Here is an 18846-nt window from a genome sequence, read left to right on the forward strand (position 1 = left end):
TCCTTGTAAGCGAAGGGCTTAGCCTTCGGCGGCGCGGATGGCGCGGTCCAGATCGGCGGGATTGAGGTCAGCCTGTTGAAAAGCAGGGTTGCGCGGCAGCTCTATGTTGAGATGCTGAACCACAGACAACTGCAGCTGGCCGTGGCCCATGGCGTAATCGAGGATGTGACCACCGCCTTTGCGATCTTCGGTGATGAAATGTTCGTGATAGCCGGCCACATTGATCCCCTGCACGAAGGGCGGGCAGCGAAAGCCCACCAGGGTGCCGCGCCGCTGGCTGAAAGAGAACAAAGGCTGTGCCTCTATGGCTTCCAGCATGGGCTTGTAGGGCGGGGTCTGGCAGGGCACGGTGCGCACCTGGGCCTGCTCAAACAGACCATCGAGGCGAAAAGCGACGAAGACGTTGTCGGTGCCCACCAGCTGATCGATCCACTGATGGATCTCGTCGCGGCTGAGGGGGTGATCGAAGCGGCGCTCCAGACAGGGTCGAAAGTGAGTCATCACCGCAAACGGGGTTTTCTGCCCGGCCTGGGCAGGACGGGCCGAGCCATCGGCCTTGAGTTGATGGATCTGGCGCTCGAACGCAATCAGCTCGCCGTCGAGCCGGTTGAAGGTGCCAAGACCGAAGTCGCCGTGGCGCAGCAGATCGGCCATGGTGGTCTCGCCCTCATAGACGCCGGCCAGCAGGGCGCTCATCAAGGAGCTCTGATAGACCTCGCCACCACCCTGACGGGCTTGCCAGCGAGCAAACTGCTGGCTGATCTCGATGGCACAGTCACACTGTGTATGGGTTTCCATTTGGATTTAACCTCCAATCCTGTTAGGTTGGCAAATCAGGATTCAATAGTGACCAAGATCACACTTTGATACCAATATCCAAACCCATCAGCTTCGAGACGTACCAGATATGGAATTTCGTTACCTGCGCTACCTGGTAGCCGTGGCAGAGAAGCAGAGCTTTACCAAGGCGGCCGAGACGCTGGGCATGGCCCAGCCGCCCCTCAGCCAGCAGATCCGCAAATTTGAACAGGAGGTGGGCACGCCACTGTTTCACCGGCTGACCCGCAGTGTGGAGCTGACCGAGGCGGGGCTGAGCCTCTATCAGGATGCCAAGGGCATACTGTCGCAAACCGAGCAGGCCATGCAGAAAGCCCAGCGCATTGCCCGCGGTCAGCTTGGCTCCCTGCGTCTGGGCTTTGCCGGCTCCACTGTGCTGCACCCGAGCGTGCTGCGCCTGATCCACGACTTTCGCCAGGCCTGGCCAGAGGTGAGCCTGCATCCCATCGAGAACAGCATGCCCAATCTGGTGCGCGACCTGATGAGCGAGGAGCTGGATGCCGCCATACTGCGCCTGCCGTGCAGCAGCAGCTCGGCGCTGACTCACCATCTCATCGATGAGGAGGAGATGCTGATAGCCCTCCCCCCGCACCACCCGCTGGCAAGCACGGGCGCCATCGCCATCGAGGCCCTGGCGCAGGATCCCTTCATCCTGTTCCCCCGCGAACTGGGGCCGGGCCTGCACGATGCCATCACCCAACGCTGCCAGCGGGCCGGTTTCTGTCCCCGTCTCGGCAGCCAGAGCCCTCAGGTGATCTCCACCGTCGGCATGGTGCAGGCCGGTTTCGGGGTTGCCATCATCCCGCGATCTGTGAGCGAGCTGCATCCCCACGGCGTCAGCTATCACCCCATCGCCGATGAACCGCTCACCACCCGCATCAGCCTCGCCACCCGCTGCCATCCCCGTCAGAAGAGCCTGCAGCACCTGATAGGGCTGATCCCTCGCCAGCGCTGAGCCTCCCCGGGCACTGGCCGACATCCCATCAGCAGAACAACAAGGCACATGTGAACGAGACGCTGGCGGGGGTCAGAGCCATGGACGAGGTGGCAGGGCTGGGCACACTCGTGCGGCCAGCATCCAATCCGGTTGGACAGGCGACCTAAATGGATTGATGAGGTTCACGAACATGGGCATTCATGGCGTTATCCAACCGACAGGCCAGCATGCGACCGCCATGAATTGTCACCCTCTCACCGGGCATGCCACGGGTGATATACGCCCTCCTCTCTCTTGCCTTGGATCTAATCATCCGGCAGCACATCAAAACCGGCGATCACATCAAACAGCTCTTCATCAATGGCACTCTGGCGAAGGCGATGAAATTCACTTTCAAGCGTATCCAGCAATTCACCAATGTTTTTTTCCGCCCGTTGCATGGCAGCAAGCCGGCTGGCATTTTCACTCGCGAGCGACTCGGCGCACGCACGAAACAAGGAGATAAAGAGATACTCGCGCACCAACGCCATCTGGGTATTGTCCCTGCGACCGATCAACTCTGGCAGACACTGGGTCGGCCAGCTCCGGGTCATCAAGGCCTGTTGCCAGGTGGCATCGAGGGGGAGGAAGGGTTGACAGACAGGCTCGTAAAGCGAGCCGGACTTTGGGCGGTTGTGAAACAAGAGGATATTGCTGACTTCTCCGCGCTCGCGCAGAGATTCTGTCTCGATAAGGATCTCGCTGACCAGCGGAGTGATCGCCGAGATGGCGCTGGGCAGACGAAAAGCCCGTCCCAAGGTAAGGGCGCTGTCATCGAGGCGGGAGCGGATACGATCCCCTGCGGTCCAGATGATTTTACGACCTGGCAGCTTATCCAGCGTTTCACTGACGAACTCAGCCAGTGATTCGTTAAACTGCCCGACCAGCCCCTGATCCGACCCGAATACGATGACACCCGTGGGTCCCTCATCCTTGAGCGCTGCGGACCGAACCAGGTCGCCCTGCTGTTGGCGAAAAAAGGTCAGCAGGCCGAGTTGAACCGTTCGGTCATAGTCATCCAGGGAACGCACCGCATTTTCATACTGACCAATGCTCGAGGCGGCCATCGCCTTCATCGTCCGCACAACGGATTCGAGGTCACTGGCACTGGCTATCTGGCGACGCAGACTGACGGCTGTTTTACTCATTCGCTTACCTCGTCAACCGGCTGGAACTGAACGAGTGCTTGCCGCGCCAGGTCAACTATCTGAGCACTGTCTTCATCCTCGAGTGTTTCGGTGCTTTCCAAGCGGGCGCAGAGCGCTGGCGAGACCTGGTCGGCGGCATCGCAAACGGCATCCTCGGCTTCTTTCATCCTGTCGAGCGGGATCTGATCAAACAAACCCGCACTCAGCGCCAGCAACACTGCAATTTGCTGCACCATGGGGAAGGGTGAAAATTCTTGTTGTTTCAAACAGGCACGGATGCGACGGCCGTGCGCGAGCTGCAACTGAGTGGCGGCATCGAGTCGGGCGCCGAAGCGCGAGAAGGTTTCCAGCTCTTCGAACTGGGCATAGGCCAGCTTGAGATCACCGGCAACAGCCCGATAGGCAGCACGCTGCGCCTTGCCGCCAACCCGCGACACGGACTGGCCGACATCGACCGCAGGCAACACCCCCAATTCGAAGAGAACGGGTGACAGGTAAATTTGACCATCGGTGATCGATATCAGGTTGGTCGGGATGTACGCCGACATATCCTGAGCTTCTGTCTCTATGATGGGCAAGGCCGTCAGAGAGCCGCCACCAAGTTCCTTGCACAGATGGGTGGCTCTCTCGAGCAGACGCGAATGGATGTAGAAAATGTCACCGGGAAAGGCTTCGCGACCCGGCGGTCGACGCAGCAGCAAGGAGAGTTCGCGATAGGCACGGGCGTGATGTGTCAGGTCATCGTAAACCACCAGCACATCGCGCCCTTGCTCCATGAAATACTCAGCAATGCTGGTCGCGGCATAGGGCGTGATATAGGCCAGACCAGGGGGATCGTTTCCTTCAGCAACGACGACAACCGTGTACTCCAGCGCCCCCTTTTCTCGCAGCGTCGCAATCACCTTGGCAACGCCGGCGGCACGCTGGCCAATGGCACAGTAGACACAGAGCACATTCTTGTCACGCTGATTGAGAATGGTGTCCAGTGCAATGGCCGTCTTGCCAGTCTGCCTGTCACCCAGAATCAATTCGCGCTGACCGCGTCCAATGGGAATGAGCGCATCAACGACCTTGATGCCGGTTTGCAAGGGCACTGTGACCGGGGCCCGACCCATGATATCAGCGGCAGGACGCTCGATTGGCAGGCGCTCCCCGGGCGACAAGGGCCCTTGATCGTCGAGGGGTTCGCCCAGGGGATTGATGACCCGGCCGATCAAGCGCTCCCCGACCGGCACATCGACAACATGACCACTGCGCTCAACCTGGTCGCCAGCGTGCAACAACCAATAATTTCCAAGCAGCACAACGCCAATCTCATCTTCATCGACATTGAAGGCAATACCCTGAATGCCGCCGGGGAAAACAAGTACCTCTTCAAAGCCGATACCCGGCAGGCCGGAGACGCTGGCAATACCGGCGGTAACGCGGGTGATATAGCCGACTTCCCGGGTCACTATGCCATGAACAAAGGTGTCGCGGCCCCTCTCAATAGCGGAGAAAGTCGATGCCAATACCTGCTGCAGAGTATCAGGAGGCATTGGCTGTACCTTCTGAAGTACTGGCGGGTTTGAGCAGCTCACCAATGCTTTTTTCCAGGCTGACCAAGTATTCGGCAATGCTCCAGTCAACCTTGTAACCTTCGGCGCGCAGCTCTATGCCACACACAAGTTCCGGTACAGTTTCATAGCGCAACGCGGGGGCCTTATCTTGTAATGGCTGGATAGTCGTCTCCAGCAAGTTGCGCTGCTCGTCCGACAACGCGAAGGTACTGCTGACCACCAGTGGCTGCCCGGAGGTCTTCAGCGCCTTGCTCAGCGCAGCCTTGTCGGTGTCGTTCAGGTCACGCAGATGGGCGACGAACACATCAACCATACGGGCCTCGAGCGTGATACCGGCAAGATCGGTCAATGCCTTGCCCGCAATGGCAAAGACCTCCTGGCTGGTCCGCTGGCGAATATCATGGTGCAGTGCGTGCGCCTCGCTTTGCAGGGAGGCTTTGCCTTTGGCAATCAGGGCGCTCGCAGCTTGCCTTGCCTCGTCAAGCAGCCGCTGGCGCTCGACATGAGCAGCCTCTGTTGCCTCTTTGAGGAGTGTTGCCTTGTTGCGATCGAGCTCGGAATTTCGTTGCTCAAAATTTTCTCTCTCCTCTGTAGCCGATGCTTGCTGTTGAGCTGCATTGGCCAGCTCGGTAGCAATGCGCTTCTCACGGGCGTCAATTGCATCGAGTATCGGGTGATAGAGAAAGCGTTTCAGCAGCCAGGCCAGGATCAAAAAGTTGACCACTTGCGCGCCGACGGTGAACCAGTCGATAAGCATGATCTATTTTCCTGCCACGGCGGCGATGGCTTGATTCCAGAACGGATTGGCGAAGATCAGGATCATCGACACCACAAAACAGTAGATAGCCACCGACTCGACCATGGCCAAGCCAACGAACAGGGTACGAGTGATGGTGGCTGATGCATCAGGTTGTTGCGCCAGCGCGCTAAGCGCCATCGCCACCGCCCGGCCTTCACCGAGCGCCGGGCCTATGCTGCCAATAGCGATGGTCAAGCCAGATGTGATAATCGAAGCAATGGCAATGAGGGTCAAACTGTCCATGATCAGTCCTTTTGGGAAATGGGTGTGGTTTCGGGAGCTACTTCAGGCTTGGGTTCACGGACCCGGGTGGCAGCGGCGATGTAGACGGCCGCCAGAATGCTGAAGATATAGGCCTGCACCATGCCGGTCAGCAGTCCTAACGCACTCATGATTACAGGAAAAATAAAGGGGGTTATGGTGAGCAAGATGGCAAGGATCATGGTTCCGCTCATCATGTTGCCAAACAGACGGGCGGCCAATGCCAAGGTGCGCGACAATTCGCTGACAATATTGAAAGGCAACATGATCAAGGTCGGCTTGACGTAGGCTTGCAGATACGCGGTCAGGCCGCTGTCGGCAATGCCGAAGATCGGGACGGCAAAAAATACGCAAATAGCCAGTGCCGTGGTCGTCGACAAGGAGCCGGTGGGTGGCTCGTAGCCAGGTATGATGGTGACCAGGTTGGCGCTGGCGACAAAAAGAAACAACGTCCCAATAAAGCCGAGGTAGAGCCGTGGCTTGAGCAGCCCGACTTCCGCAATCTGATCGACGATACCGGTGACTATGATTTCCAACAGGTTCTGCCAGCGGCTACGGTCCAGTCCTTTCGACAAGCGACGGGTCACCAGCCATGAACCGAACGTCAATACGAACATAAGGCCCCAGCTGTAGACGATGGTGGCATTGAGCTTAACAAAGCCGAATTGCCAGAAAACAAGGACGTCCGGGCTAAGGTGCATATTGAGCACCGATCAATACTGGCATCTTGCGAGTGACTCGTGTGACAGCAATCCGAGCGAGGATAAACCCCAGCAACAGAGCCGCCCAGCGCTGCCAGTCAGCACCGCCAACGAGCCAAAAACCCACCATCACGATCGCCGAGCGCAAAAGCAGGCTGCAAAAAAACCAGAGGGCTATCTGGGCAGAGGCGACGCCTCGGCGAACCGTCCACCACAGGCCGCCAAAAAAGAGCAGGCCCAGCACGACGCCGGCAAACAGGCTGCCACTCAAAATGAGCCATTCATTCATCATGTTTTTTTCCCTTATCGTGAATTTCACTGTCTTCTTTTGCCAGCCAGCGCCAGGCATTGAAGCAGCCGAGGGTCAGACCCGCAGCCAGCAGCGCCAACGTCCATGACTGGCCGCCCGGGTATCGCTCATCAAGCCAAAGACCCAGTGCCGCCCCCAGCAATGTGGGGATCGCGATCGACCAGCCAATAAGACCCATCATGCCCAGACCCGACCAGACGGTGCGTGTGACTTGTTGCTGCGCCTTTACTTTGCGCTCAGCCTTGTTGCCAATCAGCTCGCTGAACCCGCGTTTGCCATCGCCCGGCTTGCGTCCTTGCTCAGTCATGTTGCATGGCCACGAAACGGTGTACAAAACCCGCTTCAAGTTTTGACAGCGCAGCTCGCGCGCTTTTTTCCTGCTCATCAAGCGTTAAAAATTCTCGCTCAACGGCGGCACGCAATTGTTCAAGTTCCAGGTTACCGATGGCATTGCGCACGGACACCAACACCTCGTCACCCGTCTTCACCAATACCCCCTGATCGACCGCAACACAGACCTCGTGCTCTGTACTCGTCTCGAACACCAGAATGCCCGGCACCAGTACGGCAGCGCAGTCGAGCCGATTGGGTAGCAGACCAAAGGATCCATATGTCGATTCGGCAACGATGCGCAGCACATCCGCTTTCTCGGCAAACACCTTGAAAGGCAACAAAATCTTAAGTCTCATGGGTACTCGCTTTCTCTTTGTTGGCTTGTTTGTCGAGCGCTTCATCGATGGCTCCGATCATATACAGCGCACTTTCCGGTACATCCTTGAACTCGTCGCGCAAAATACGCTCGCAACCCGCCAGGGCATCATCCAGGCTCACCTGTCGCCCCTGCATGCCGGTGAATTGTTCCGTGGTGAAAAATGGCTGAGTCAGAAAACGTTCCAGTCGCCGGGCACGCGCCACCACGTTGCGGTCCTCGCTCGACAGTTGCTCCATACCAAGCATTGCAATGATGTCTTTGAGATCGGCGTATTGCGCCAGGGTGCGGCGGATCGCCTGTGCCAGCGTGTAGTGTCGCTCGCCAATGATGCCAGGCGTCGCCATTTTGGAATTTGACTGCAAGGGATCAATGGCCGGATATAGCCCTTCGCTCGCCCGTTTGCGCGACAGCACAATCGATGCGGAGAGGTGCGAGAAGGTATGCACGGCGGCCGGATCCGTGAAGTCATCTGCGGGTACATAAACAGCCTGGATCGACGTGATGGCACCGGTATCGGTATTGGCGATGCGCTCCTCCAGTTGGGCCAGCTCAGTGCCCATGGTCGGCTGGTAGCCAAGACGAGCCGGCATCTGCCCCATCAGCCCAGACACTTCCATGCCGGCCTGGATAAAGCGGAATATATTGTCGACGAGCAGCAACACATCGCTATGCTCGTCATCACGAAAGTACTCCGCCATGGTCAGCGCGGCGTGACCCACACGAAATCGGGCGCCCGGAGATTCGTTCATCTGCCCGAACACCATCACCATGTTGTCGAGCACGCCAGCGGCCTTCATATCGCGATAGAGCTCCTCGCCTTCGCGACAGCGTTCACCTATCCCGCAAAAGATGCTCACCCCTTTATGCTGACCCAGCATGTTGTGGATCATTTCCGTGAGCAGGACAGTCTTGCCAACGCCTGCACCGCCAAACAGGCCGGCTTTACCCCCGCGCTCCAAGGGCATGAGTACATCGATCAGCTTGATCCCGGTCAGGAAAATCTCAGGCTGCGTCGAGCGCCTTGCCAATGCCGGCGGCGTGTTGTGTACGCTACGCCAATCCACGGTTGGGGGCGGCAGACGATCGATCGCTTGACCAAAGACATCAAACATTCGTGACAGCGTGCCCTTGCCGACCGGCGCCAACAGGGGGCCACCACTGTCGTTCACCAGGGCGCCCCGCGCCAATCCCTGGGTGGGAGTCAGGGCAATGCCACGCACGCGTTGTGCATCAAGCTGGGCTTGAACCTCGATGACGATGTCCCCCTCATCACCCGTTCTCAGCAGTGAATGAATGGGGGGTAATTGCGTGTCGAAGCGAACATCCACCACGCTGCCACGCACCGAGACCACGATGCCGGTACGGGATGGTGCTGTCTTGTCAGTCATATCAACTCCCTAGTCTGCGTTGTCCTTCAACCATGACCAGGAGACAACCAGACTGTCACTGGCAACCCTGACAAGGAAGTGGCCTGAGGCATGAGCGAACTCAAGTGAATCGTTGAGCAAGGTGCAACAGGACGGTTCGACCTTACCAGTACGGCCTACCTTGATATGTACGTTAACGAACAGACAGCCCGCCGCCCTCCCGCCATAGTGTTTTCGCGGCTACTGCATTTTTATTTTAATTACCACGACTGTCAGATCTGGCGACAGGTCATTTATGCCCGCCTTTGAAGAACCGCCAGGACTCACCTTTCCCGTTCTTCCAGTGAACCGTTCATTCGCTACCCAACACCTGGGCTCTTGCCTGTCTGCCTGTCGCGCGACAGGCGAGGCTGGCCCCTTCATCAGTCATGCATGTCGATGGCTCCGAGCGAGCCGCCGACAACAGAGAGACATTACCCATATCCAACGATGGATTGATGTTCCACGAACGCGGACCCGGGTCCGGTAACAACAAGCAGGGAGATATCCATGAATGGTTGGTGCGCTAGGTTATTTGGCTTCAAGCCAACCAATGACCCTTGGCAGGACAAGGAGCCCGTTCGTGAAGAGTTGTTCGGCATAGAGCGGCTGGAATCCCACGCCATGACGCTGGCAGAAGCCCAGTCAGTCACCGCCAGACCCGCGGCGGTGCAATCATTGCATCTGCGCCTGAAAGAAAACGAGGTCGTCTTGTCATCCGCCCATCAGGCAAATGCAGCTGAACTCGAACTGGGGCATGATCTGACCCATGCGGCCGAGTGGTTCCTCGACAACTATCACCTGGTCGAAGCCCAGCTCTACGAGATCCGCAGCAGCCTGCCTACCAGCTACTACCGCCAGTTGCCAAAGCTGGCCGAAGGCCCCTTTGCCGGTTATCCCAGAGTCTTTGGCATCGCCTGGGCTTTCATTGCCCACAACGACAGCCACTTCGACCCCGAGACCTTGAGCCGTTTCATCCTGGCCTATCAGCGTGTGCAACCGCTGACCATTGGTGAGTTATGGGCTGTGCCCATCACCCTCAGGATCGTGCTCATTGAAAACTTGCGGCGGCTGGTTGAACAGATCTCGCTGGCCCGTCAGGCCAGAGCTGACGCAGATCGCCTTTGCTCGCGCCTGCTCGCCTCAGGGTGCGCCTTGTCGGCACTGAACGAAGACATAGCTTCTCGTGCCACAGGCCCCCTGTCCGAGATTTTTGCCGCTCAACTCGTCAAACAACTGCGTGACCAGGATCCCGATATCACACCGGCACTCGGCTGGCTGGAAGCGCGCCTGACGCTGCAGGGGGGGTCCATCGATGAAGTGGTCCAGCATGCACAGCAGCGGCAGGGGGCCTCCAACGTCACCATTCGCAACATCATCACCAGCATGCGATTCATCTCGAACATCGATTGGAGCGAGCAGTTTGAAAAGATGAGTCTGGTGGATCAGCAGTTACGAGCCAGTACCCACTTCGCCGAGATGGACTTTCCCACCCGCAATCTCTATCGCCGGGCAATCGAGCTGCTGGCCCGCTCTTCCCCCCACGATGAGCTGGATGTCACGGCGCGGGTCCTGTCGGCGACCCGACAAGATGTCGACACCCTGCCAGACGACATGAAACTGAGGGTGCAGGATCCCGGTTATCACCTGATGGCCGAGGGCCGACTCGCCCTGGAAACCGATCTGGGTTTTCGCCCCCCGTTACGCCTTCGACTTCACCGGTTTCATTCCCGACTCGGGATCGGCGGCTATGTCGGCATCATTACCCTACTGACGCTGCTTTTGCTGACATTCACCTACCAGCAGCTCGCACAGCCCGGTGAGCCATGGTCCCTCTGGATGCCGCTCTTCATCCTGTTTGCCTTCTTGCCGGTCAAGGCGGCAGCCATCTCGCTGGTCAACTATCTCATCAGCTTTTATCTGGTGCCCATGCCTCTGCCGGCCATGGATCTCACTCACGGCATTCCCTCATCCCTGCGCACCATGGTGGTCATCCCCACCCTGCTGACCTCTCACTCCGATCTGCTGGCACAAGTCGAGCAGCTGGAGATCCATCACCTGTCAGGGATCAGTGGCGATCTCAGCTTTGCCCTGCTCTCCGACGGGATGGATGCCGCCCAGGAACACATGCCCGAAGATGCGGCCCTGCTGAGCGAAGCCAGTCAGGCCATCGCCCGCTTGAACATCAAATATGGCCCCGGGCCGTCAGGGGATCGCTTCCTGCTGCTCCATCGCCACCGCCAGTTCAACCCGGGCGAAGAGTGCTGGATGGGCTGGGAGCGCAAGCGTGGCAAGCTCTATGAGCTGAACCGTTTGCTGCGAGGAGCAACGGACACCAGTTTTATGGTGATCGATGGTCAGCCCCCTGCCGTCCCCCAAAATGTGCGCTATGTCATCACCCTGGATGCAGATACCCGATTGCCGCGGGATACCGCCAGTCGCCTGATTGCCAAGATGGCGCATCCACTCAACTGCGCGCATTTTGATGCCGAGCAGCAGCGCGTCACCCATGGCTATGGCATTCTCCAGCCCCGTGTCACCCCCTCTCTTCCACTGGGTCAGGATGGCTCCTATTACCAACGGCTCTACTCAGGGCCTGGCGGCATGGATCCCTATGCAGCCACCGTTTCGGACATCTATCAGGATCTGTTCGGGGAGGGCTCTTTCACCGGCAAGGGCATCTACGACGTCGATGCTTTTACCGCCGCGCTGGAAGGGCGGGTGCCGGAAAATAGTCACCTGAGCCACGACCTGTTTGAGGGCATCTTTGCCCGCGCAGGGTTGGCCTCGGACATTGAAGTTGTCGAAGAGTTTCCATCGCGGTATGACGTCAGTGCCAAACGGCAGCATCGCTGGACACGCGGCGACTGGCAACTGCTCGCCTGGATCTGTCAGCGCAAACATGGCCAGCATTCACTGCCCCTGATAGGGCGTTGGAAAATGTTTGATAACCTCTGCCGTTCACTGCTGGCACCGAGTGCCCTGCTGGCTTTTCTCGCATCCTGGCAACTGCCGTTGGGCACGGCGGTGGCGGCGGATCTGATGCTGCTTGCCTGTCTTGCTCTTCCGATATTTTTGCCCCTCATCTTCACCATACTCCCCTGCAAACAGGATATTTTATGGCGCCATTATGTGGGCAGGATTGGCAATAGCCTGCAGCGTGCCGTCATGCAAACCCTGCTCAGCCTCACCTTTCTGGCCGACCAGACCTGGCGCATGACAGATGCCATAGTCCGTACTCTGTTCCGGTTATTCCTGTCACATCGCCACCTGCTGGAGTGGACCACAACGGCTCAAACCTCGGGCGCACCGCGACTGGCCTGCCTGGGCTTTTACCAAATGATGATGAGCGGTGCGGTACTGGGAATGGGAGTGTGCGTCATGACGCTGTTCAGTGCCCCCACCGCCTGGCCGCTGGTCCTGCCTTTTGGCACCCTCTGGCTGCTGGCCCCCCTGATGGCGTACTGGACCAGCCGGCCCCGTTATCTGAGCAAACAGATGACCTGCAGTGCCAGGGAAGCGGTAGAGCTGCGGCTGATTGCCCGCAAGACATGGCGCTATTTCGAGACCTTTGTGACCGATCTCGACAACCAGCTGCCACCGGACAACTTTCAGGAAGTTCCGATAGAGGTCATTGCCCATCGAACCTCGCCCACCAACATGGGGCTCTATTTGCTCTCGACCCTGGCGGCCAATGACTTTGGCTGGGCCGGGCGCGAGGCCGTCATCAAACGGCTGGAAGCCACCCTGGAGGTGATGCAACACTTGCCGCGCTTCAAGGGCCACTTCTTCAACTGGTATGACACCCGGCGCCTGCTCACCCTGGAGCCGGCCTATGTCTCTTCCGTTGACAGTGGCAATCTTGCGGGCCATCTGCTGGTGGTCGCGAGCACCTGCGAAAACTGGCAACAAGCCGCCGACAACAGCTCGATACGCAGCGGCTTGCAAGACACCTATCTGCTGATGCTTCAGGCCCTGCAAGCCTACCCGGTGAAAAACAGCGAGCCGGTGAACGCGCTCACGGCCTGCCTGAAAGCAATCCGCAACCAACTCTATGGCGAGCAGCCCGTAACAAGCCAGCTAGCTGAGCTCGAACGGCTTGCGCAACAAGGCGTCGAGACAGCACACCGTATTGATCTGCCAGCGCATCCCAAAGAGGGGGCCGAGGTCATCTTCTGGTCAGAGGCGCTCAGTCAGACGGTGGCCGAACATCGCCTGGATGACGCCAGCCTCCCCGGTGCGCTTGCGCCACGGCTGCAGGCACTGGCCGAACGCGCACGCACCCTGGCCATGGGAATGGACTTCGCATTCTTGCTGGATCCGGAGCGCCAGCTGCTCTCCATCGGGTATTCCCTCTCCGACAACCGGCTCGACAACAGTTGCTATGATCTGCTCGCCTCGGAGGCAAGGCTTGCCAGCCTGTTCGCCATCGCCAAAGGCGATGTCGTGACCAAGCACTGGTTCAAACTGGGTCGCTCTGCTACCCCGCTGGGCCAAGCCGCGGCCCTGATCTCTTGGTCCGGCTCCATGTTCGAGTATCTGATGCCCTCCCTTGTCATGCGGGCCCCTATCGGCTCTCAGCTGGAGTGCACCAACCGCCTGATCGTCGACTTGCAGATAAGCTATGGTCACTCGCTGGGCATTCCATGGGGCATATCGGAGTCGGCGTTCAACGCCCGAGACATGGAGTTCACCTATCAATACTCCAACTTCGGCATTCCCCAGCTTGCCCTCAAGCGCGGACTGGCCGAAAACCGGGTGATAGCACCCTATGCCACGGGTTTGGCCGCCATGGTCAACCCGGGCGCTGCCTTGAAAAACTATCAACGGCTGGCTGCCATGGGTGGCGGTGGGCGTTACGGCTTTTACGAGGCGCTGGACTTTACCCCGTCCCGTTTGCCCGATAACCAGGATGTGGCCATAGTGCACAACTTCATGGCCCATCATCAGGGGATGACAATCGTCGCCCTCGCCAATGCCCTGCATCAGGGGCTGATGCGCGCCAGATTTCATGAAGAGCCCATCATTCAGGCTTGTGAACTGCTGCTGCAAGAGCGGATCCCGCAGGACATGCCCATTGTCAGACCCCGTGCCGCCGAGATAAAGGCATCGCGGATCAGGACCATACAAGACGTACGATCAGTACGCCGCTTGTCCTCATCGACCCTGGGTGCCCCCATGACCCACCTGCTCTCCAACGGTCGCTACAACGTCATGCTCACCAGTGCGGGGGCCGGCTATAGCCGTTGGGGCAACATTGCCATCACCCGCTGGCATGAGGACGCCACTCGGGACCACTGGGGTTCTTTCCTCTTTTTGCACGATGTCCACAGTGGTGAGACCTGGTCTCCTTGTGCGCACCCGCTGGGCAATTCCGACCACAAGGGGGAAGTTGTTTTTGCCGAGGATCGGGCACAGTTCATTCATCATCACGACCGCCTTACCACCACACTGGAAGTCCTGGTGTCCGGTGAAGCGGATGGCGAAGTACGACGTATCTCGCTGAACAACCGTGGTCGCAGCACCCGCTGTATCGAGCTCACCTCTTACGCCGAGGTCGTGCTGACCACACCGGAAACTGACAGGGCGCATCCCGCCTTCAGCAAGCTCTTTGTGGTCACCGAATTTCTGGCGGAGCTGGGCGCGCTGATTGCGACCCGGCGCCCCAGAACACCGGAAGACAGCGAGATCTGGGCCGCTCACTTCATCATTGTCGAGGAGCAGCTGGCCGGTACGCTTCAATATGAATCCGATCGTGCCCGGTTTATTGGTCAGGGTCGAACCCTGGCCTCGGCCCATGCCTTGCAGCGGGATGTTGCCCTGTCCAACACAACGGGCACAGTGCTCGACCCCATTTTCTCGCTGCGCCAGCAGGTACAGGTCTTGCCCGGCAGCAGTACCAAGGTTGCATTCTGGACGCTGGTGGCCTCATCGCGGCAGGCCTTGCTCGATCTCATCGATCAGCACCACAACCGCCATGCCTTCCAACGGGCCAAGACGCTGGCATGGACCCAGGCACAGGTGCAGTTGCACCATCTGGATATTCAGGCGGCGGATGCGGCCAACTTCCAGCGGCTCGCCGCTCCCCTGCTCTACGCTGACTCGCGCTTTCGCGCCTCATCGAACACCATATTGCATGGGCTGGCACTGCAATCCGCCCTCTGGCAGCTCGCCATCTCAGGTGACCTGCCCATCATGCTGCTGCGCATTGATGACATAGAGGATCTGGCTCAGGTACGCGAACTGCTGCTGACCCATGAATATCTGCGCATGAAACGTCTGGCCGTCGACCTGGTGATCGTCAATGAGCACGCCGCCACCTATGTGCAGGATCTGCAAAATGGCATAGAGACAGCCGTGCGCAGCAGCCAGTCCCGACCCCGCTTCCATAGCGAGCTGGCCCGCGGCTCCGTCTATACGGTGCGCACCGATCTGATGAATGCCGAGGTTTGCCAACTGCTGTATGCGGCGGCGCGGGTCGTACTGGTCGCTCGCCGTGGCTCCCTGCAGGAGCAACTGGCCCGTCTGCCAGACACATCCCAGTCACCGCAACCCTCACCTGTCTTCAGGGCGCCCCACATCAGCGCCAGCAAACATTTACAGCATCCCGAGCTGGAGTGTTTCAATGGGCTGGGTGGGTTTGCCAAAGACGGACGTGAATATGTCACCTTGCTCAGCGCGGGTCACACCACACCCGCCCCCTGGATCAACGTGATTGCCAATCCGCAGTTTGGCTTTCAAGCCTCCACCGAAGGCAGTGGTTACACCTGGGCAGACAACAGCAAAGAGAACCAGCTGACCGCCTGGTCCAATGATCCTGTGACGGATCCCGTCAGTGAAGTCATCTATATTCGCGATGAAGAGACCCTTGATCTCTGGACGACGACCGCTCAGCCCATTCGTGATGGCGGTACCTATATCGCTCGTCATGGTTACGGTTACAGCAGTTTCGAGCATCAGGTTCACGGCATCCATAGCGAGTTGCTGCAATATGTCCCGGTAGCGGATCCCGTCAAGATCTCCCGCCTGACGCTGCGCAACCAGACGAATGCCCCCCGCCGTCTCTCAGTGACCTGTTACGTGGAATGGGTGTTGGGCGCCTCTCGCAGCGTCACAGCCCCCTTTATCACGACCCAGATAGATGCACAGACGGGGGCCATGCTGGCACACAACCCCTGGAATGCCGCCTTCCCTGGCCGGGTAGCCTTCCTCGATCTGGGGGGACAGCAAACGAGCTGGACCGCCGATCGCAGTGAGTTCCTGGGATACCGTGGTCAACCCGCCTCTCCTGCGGCGCTGGCAAGTCATAAAGCCTTGTCTGGCAGCACAGGGGCCGGGATTGATCCCTGTTCAGCGCTGCAAACCCATGTTGATCTTGCCCCGGGCCAGAGCCTTGAGCTTGTGATCCTGCTCGGTCAGGCAGGCTCAACCGAACAAGCCCGTGCCCTCGTCACCCGCTATCGTCATGATCTCGATGTGGTGCTGGACGAGGTGGAGGCTCAATGGCAGTCACTGCTCGGGGCCGTTCAGGTCAAGACCCCGGACAGGGCCATGGACATAATGCTCAACGGCTGGCTGATGTATCAAACGCTCGCATGCCGGATCTGGGCTCGTTCTGCCTTCTATCAGGCGGGAGGCGCTTACGGTTTTCGCGACCAGTTGCAAGACGGGATGGCACTCAGCTTTGCCAACCCCCGGAGCACACGGCAACATTTGTTGCGCACGGCCGCTCGCCAGTTTATTGAAGGGGATGTGCAGCATTGGTGGCTGCCCCACTCGGGCCAGGGTGTGCGCACCCGGATCTCCGATGACAGGGTCTGGCTGGCCTTCGCCACGGCCACCTACGTTCTAAGCAGTGCCGATGACAACATTCTCGATGAGGAGATCCCGTTTCTGGAAGGCCCGGCACTGTGCACGGAGCAGCAGGATGCCTTCTTCCTGCCACAAGTATCCGAAACGTCAGCCTCCCTGTATGAGCATTGCGCCCGCTGCCTGGATCAAGCCATGGCGCTCACCGGGAGCAATGGTCTGCCACTCATGGGCTCGGGTGACTGGAACGATGGGATGAATCAGGTCGGTAGTGAAGGCAAGGGGGAGAGTGTCTGGCTAGGTTGGTTGCTACTGCGCACCATCAGTCTGTTTGCACCTCTGGCCCACGCCCGTCAAGACAAGCGCGCCGAGCTCTGGCTGGCTCATGCCAACCGGGTCGGGGTCGCGCTGGAACGCAAAGCCTGGGATGGTGCCTGGTATCGCCGGGCGACCTTCGATGACGGCAGCTGGCTGGGTTCAAAAGAGAGCCCCGAATGCCAGATAGACTCCATCGCACAATCCTGGGCCGTCCTGTCCGGTGCGGCCAACCCGACCCGAGCCAGAATAGCCATGCAATCCCTGGAGCAACACCTCATCAAATACGATCAGGGTTTGTCTCTGCTGTTCAGTCCACCGTTTGACAAGCTGACCCAGAATCCGGGGTATATTCGCGGATATCCGCCCGGACTGCGCGAAAATGGCGGCCAGTATACTCATGCCGCCATCTGGGCCATCCTCGCCTTCGCGCGCCTCAAAGAAGGCACCAAGGCTTATGACCTGTTCTGCCTGCTCAACCCCATCAACCATGCACTGGATCCTGAGGCCGTCGAGCGTTACAAGGTTGAACCTTACGTGATGGCTGCGGATATCTACTCAGTCGCGCCGCACAACGGTCGTGGCGGCTGGACCTGGTACACGGGGGCGTCAGGCTGGATGTATCAGGCCGGTATCGAAGGCATATTGGGGATCCGTCGTGAGGGGCAGCTGTTGCTCATCGCCCCCAACTTGCCCGCGCATTGGCCCGGATTTAGCGCAACCATCACCCTTGATGCCGCCCACTACAACATAGCGGTGAATACAGAGGTGTTATCGGGGCTGCAAGCAGACACAATCCGACTCGATGATGTGCTGATGGAGCCTTGCGGCTCACCATTTCGCGTACCACTGATCGACGGGCACCACAGGATTGACATTACCCTGGCGGTGCAATAACAGAGTCTGAGTGAACAAAGTAGAGACAAAGCGGCCTGCTCCCGGGCCGCTTTTTGCTTGATTGCACGCACGCCCAACTTTTTATCCTGATCATGACGTGTATCCCAGCCAGACCAAGCCAAGGACTGGGGTATAGGCCCTCGATCGTTAGCTGGTAATGGTAATCCTTATCCGCAGCTTATTAACTAGCTGTTCAAAGCGAGCCGGCTCGTCTTACTCAGACCAGCCAGCAGGTTGTTTACCCTTGGTAGATTGCTCCAGCCACTAATACAGTTTCACTTTAGTTACTCTTGGATCTCATCCATTTTTCTTGGAGTACCAACATCAATTTTATTATGGGGAGCCTTCATTAAAGATGATAAGGATTTAAACTCTCTATATTCATCACAACTCAACGTCGGTAGCAAAAACAATAAAATTCTATTCAAGTCATTTTCATGGCAATATATATTCACCAACCCAGAGTAACCAAATGGAACAGTTTCAAGTCTAATATAGGATATATTTCCAACCACTTTAACAAGATTAACCTTGTCTTTGTTAAATAGAGTGTAATCTGTGGTAACTTCCTTTTTGAAATTAGTAAAAAAGAATGCAAAAAGTGCCATGCCACCTGCACCTACTAGAGCAATAGGCCCTAAAATAGTAACAGCTATTACGCATACCCCTCCCCCTAACCAAGCCAGCACACGCACTATGTCGTAAGCCATTTCAGGTATCGCATCCTGATAATTTGTGATGAGGCCTTCAGTTGTCATTCGATAATGGTAGTTTTTATCAGCCAGCCATAAATAACGAGAAAACAGAGCAACCAAAATACTAACAATTATAAATCCCCAGCCAGAGTTGCTACCTCCATATAAAACAAACGTACCAACAAGAAACAATATCCCCGTAGGGAACAATATAGCAAAAAGGACTCCTACTGCTTTCACTTTAATATCCCACTCATACACTGTAGGTGCGTGTTTTATTTTATTTTTGTTGACTTCAACAATCTTTTGTTGCTCTTCATGTGAAGTTTTGCAATGGGACTCGCCCTGCTCACTCATGTCATTTTTTTTATTAGCATTGTTCATTATTGATTTCCTTGACTACCGACTACTCGCGCCGGCA

13 protein-coding genes are annotated in these 18846 nt (G+C 57.8%); 2 read left to right on the forward strand and 11 right to left on the reverse strand.

Annotation, left to right across the window (positions count from 1 at the left end; genetic code table 11):
• Nucleotides 1-18: 18 nt before the first annotated feature.
• The gene (gene budA / locus ONZ54_RS17015) at nt 19-798 is read right to left on the reverse strand and encodes an acetolactate decarboxylase (protein WP_005311953.1); all 780 of its coding nucleotides are present in this window, start codon (nt 796-798) and stop codon (nt 19-21) included.
• Nucleotides 799-907: 109 nt separating this feature from the next.
• Here budA and ONZ54_RS17020 point away from each other — a divergent pair, with 109 nt between their 5' ends.
• Nucleotides 908-1792, forward strand: a complete 885-nt coding sequence (locus tag ONZ54_RS17020) for a LysR family transcriptional regulator (RefSeq protein WP_271786742.1) — start codon at nt 908-910, stop codon at nt 1790-1792.
• 287 nt (nt 1793-2079) lie between these two features.
• Here ONZ54_RS17020 and ONZ54_RS17025 read toward each other — a convergent pair whose 3' ends face one another.
• Genes ONZ54_RS17025 through atpD form a run of 9 tightly spaced genes read right to left on the reverse strand, consistent with a single transcriptional unit; the run spans nt 2080 to nt 8691 of the window.
• The gene (locus tag ONZ54_RS17025; RefSeq protein ID WP_271786743.1) at nt 2080-2961 is read right to left on the reverse strand and encodes a F0F1 ATP synthase subunit gamma; all 882 of its coding nucleotides are present in this window, start codon (nt 2959-2961) and stop codon (nt 2080-2082) included.
• Nucleotides 2958-4499: an alternate F1F0 ATPase, F1 subunit alpha gene (locus ONZ54_RS17030; protein WP_271786744.1), complete on the reverse strand. Its 1542-nt coding sequence runs from the start codon at nt 4497-4499 to the stop codon at nt 2958-2960. Before ONZ54_RS17030 ends, ONZ54_RS17025 begins: the two co-directional genes overlap by 4 nt.
• Entirely contained in the window at nt 4489-5277 is a 789-nt protein-coding gene (locus ONZ54_RS17035; protein ID WP_271786745.1) for a F0F1 ATP synthase subunit B family protein, read from the reverse strand. The genes ONZ54_RS17030 and ONZ54_RS17035 overlap by 11 nt, the downstream gene beginning before the upstream one ends.
• Before the next feature lie 3 nt (nt 5278-5280).
• Complete coding sequence (locus tag ONZ54_RS17040) at nt 5281-5562, reverse strand: F0F1 ATP synthase subunit C (RefSeq protein WP_099991851.1); 282 nt, start codon at nt 5560-5562, stop codon at nt 5281-5283.
• A 2-nt stretch (nt 5563-5564) separates the two neighbouring features.
• Complete coding sequence (locus ONZ54_RS17045; RefSeq protein WP_265432998.1) at nt 5565-6281, reverse strand: F0F1 ATP synthase subunit A; 717 nt, start codon at nt 6279-6281, stop codon at nt 5565-5567.
• Nucleotides 6271-6573 carry an ATP synthase subunit I gene (locus ONZ54_RS17050; RefSeq protein WP_271786746.1) on the reverse strand — a complete coding sequence of 101 codons (303 nt, stop codon included), beginning with the start codon at nt 6571-6573 and terminating at the stop codon, nt 6271-6273. Before ONZ54_RS17050 ends, ONZ54_RS17045 begins: the two co-directional genes overlap by 11 nt.
• A complete protein-coding gene (locus ONZ54_RS17055; protein ID WP_219593511.1) occupies nt 6563-6898 on the reverse strand; it encodes an AtpZ/AtpI family protein in 336 nt (111 codons plus the stop codon). Before ONZ54_RS17055 ends, ONZ54_RS17050 begins: the two co-directional genes overlap by 11 nt.
• Nucleotides 6891-7280 (reverse strand): F0F1 ATP synthase subunit epsilon, encoded by a 390-nt coding sequence (locus ONZ54_RS17060; RefSeq protein WP_270688414.1) that lies wholly within the window; start codon nt 7278-7280, stop codon nt 6891-6893. Before ONZ54_RS17060 ends, ONZ54_RS17055 begins: the two co-directional genes overlap by 8 nt.
• Nucleotides 7270-8691 (reverse strand): F0F1 ATP synthase subunit beta, encoded by a 1422-nt coding sequence (atpD, locus tag ONZ54_RS17065; RefSeq protein WP_271786747.1) that lies wholly within the window; start codon nt 8689-8691, stop codon nt 7270-7272. The genes ONZ54_RS17060 and atpD overlap by 11 nt, the downstream gene beginning before the upstream one ends.
• A gap of 528 nt (nt 8692-9219) precedes the next feature.
• On the opposite strand from atpD, the gene ONZ54_RS17070 reads away from it, so the two are divergent.
• Nucleotides 9220-17730 carry a GH36-type glycosyl hydrolase domain-containing protein gene (locus ONZ54_RS17070; protein WP_271786748.1) on the forward strand — a complete coding sequence of 2837 codons (8511 nt, stop codon included), beginning with the start codon at nt 9220-9222 and terminating at the stop codon, nt 17728-17730.
• 284 nt (nt 17731-18014) lie between these two features.
• On the opposite strand, the gene ONZ54_RS17075 is transcribed toward ONZ54_RS17070, so the two are convergent.
• Nucleotides 18015-18809, reverse strand: a complete 795-nt coding sequence (locus ONZ54_RS17075) for a hypothetical protein (protein WP_271786749.1) — start codon at nt 18807-18809, stop codon at nt 18015-18017.
• Between the last annotated feature and the right edge of the window lie 37 nt (nt 18810-18846).

It is taken from the genome of Aeromonas salmonicida, assembly GCF_028355655.1.
In the GTDB taxonomy this organism is placed as follows: domain Bacteria; phylum Pseudomonadota; class Gammaproteobacteria; order Enterobacterales; family Aeromonadaceae; genus Aeromonas; species Aeromonas salmonicida.

What these genes read in the sequence shown, in the direction of transcription:
- ONZ54_RS17040 (WP_099991851.1), bottom strand. Translation starts at nt 5,562, where the DNA reads ATGGACAGTTTGACCCTCATTGCCATTGCTTCGATTATCACATCTGGC.
- ONZ54_RS17020 (WP_271786742.1), top strand. Translation starts at nt 908, where the DNA reads ATGGAATTTCGTTACCTGCGCTACCTGGTAGCCGTGGCAGAGAAGCAG.
- ONZ54_RS17050 (WP_271786746.1), bottom strand. Translation starts at nt 6,573, where the DNA reads ATGATGAATGAATGGCTCATTTTGAGTGGCAGCCTGTTTGCCGGCGTC.
- budA (WP_005311953.1), bottom strand. Translation starts at nt 798, where the DNA reads ATGGAAACCCATACACAGTGTGACTGTGCCATCGAGATCAGCCAGCAG.
- ONZ54_RS17070 (WP_271786748.1), top strand. Translation starts at nt 9,220, where the DNA reads ATGAATGGTTGGTGCGCTAGGTTATTTGGCTTCAAGCCAACCAATGAC.
- ONZ54_RS17075 (WP_271786749.1), bottom strand. Translation starts at nt 18,809, where the DNA reads ATGAACAATGCTAATAAAAAAAATGACATGAGTGAGCAGGGCGAGTCC.
- ONZ54_RS17060 (WP_270688414.1), bottom strand. Translation starts at nt 7,280, where the DNA reads ATGAGACTTAAGATTTTGTTGCCTTTCAAGGTGTTTGCCGAGAAAGCG.
- ONZ54_RS17055 (WP_219593511.1), bottom strand. Translation starts at nt 6,898, where the DNA reads ATGACTGAGCAAGGACGCAAGCCGGGCGATGGCAAACGCGGGTTCAGC.
- ONZ54_RS17045 (WP_265432998.1), bottom strand. Translation starts at nt 6,281, where the DNA reads ATGCACCTTAGCCCGGACGTCCTTGTTTTCTGGCAATTCGGCTTTGTT.
- ONZ54_RS17025 (WP_271786743.1), bottom strand. Translation starts at nt 2,961, where the DNA reads ATGAGTAAAACAGCCGTCAGTCTGCGTCGCCAGATAGCCAGTGCCAGT.
- ONZ54_RS17030 (WP_271786744.1), bottom strand. Translation starts at nt 4,499, where the DNA reads ATGCCTCCTGATACTCTGCAGCAGGTATTGGCATCGACTTTCTCCGCT.
- ONZ54_RS17035 (WP_271786745.1), bottom strand. Translation starts at nt 5,277, where the DNA reads ATGCTTATCGACTGGTTCACCGTCGGCGCGCAAGTGGTCAACTTTTTG.
- atpD (WP_271786747.1), bottom strand. Translation starts at nt 8,691, where the DNA reads ATGACTGACAAGACAGCACCATCCCGTACCGGCATCGTGGTCTCGGTG.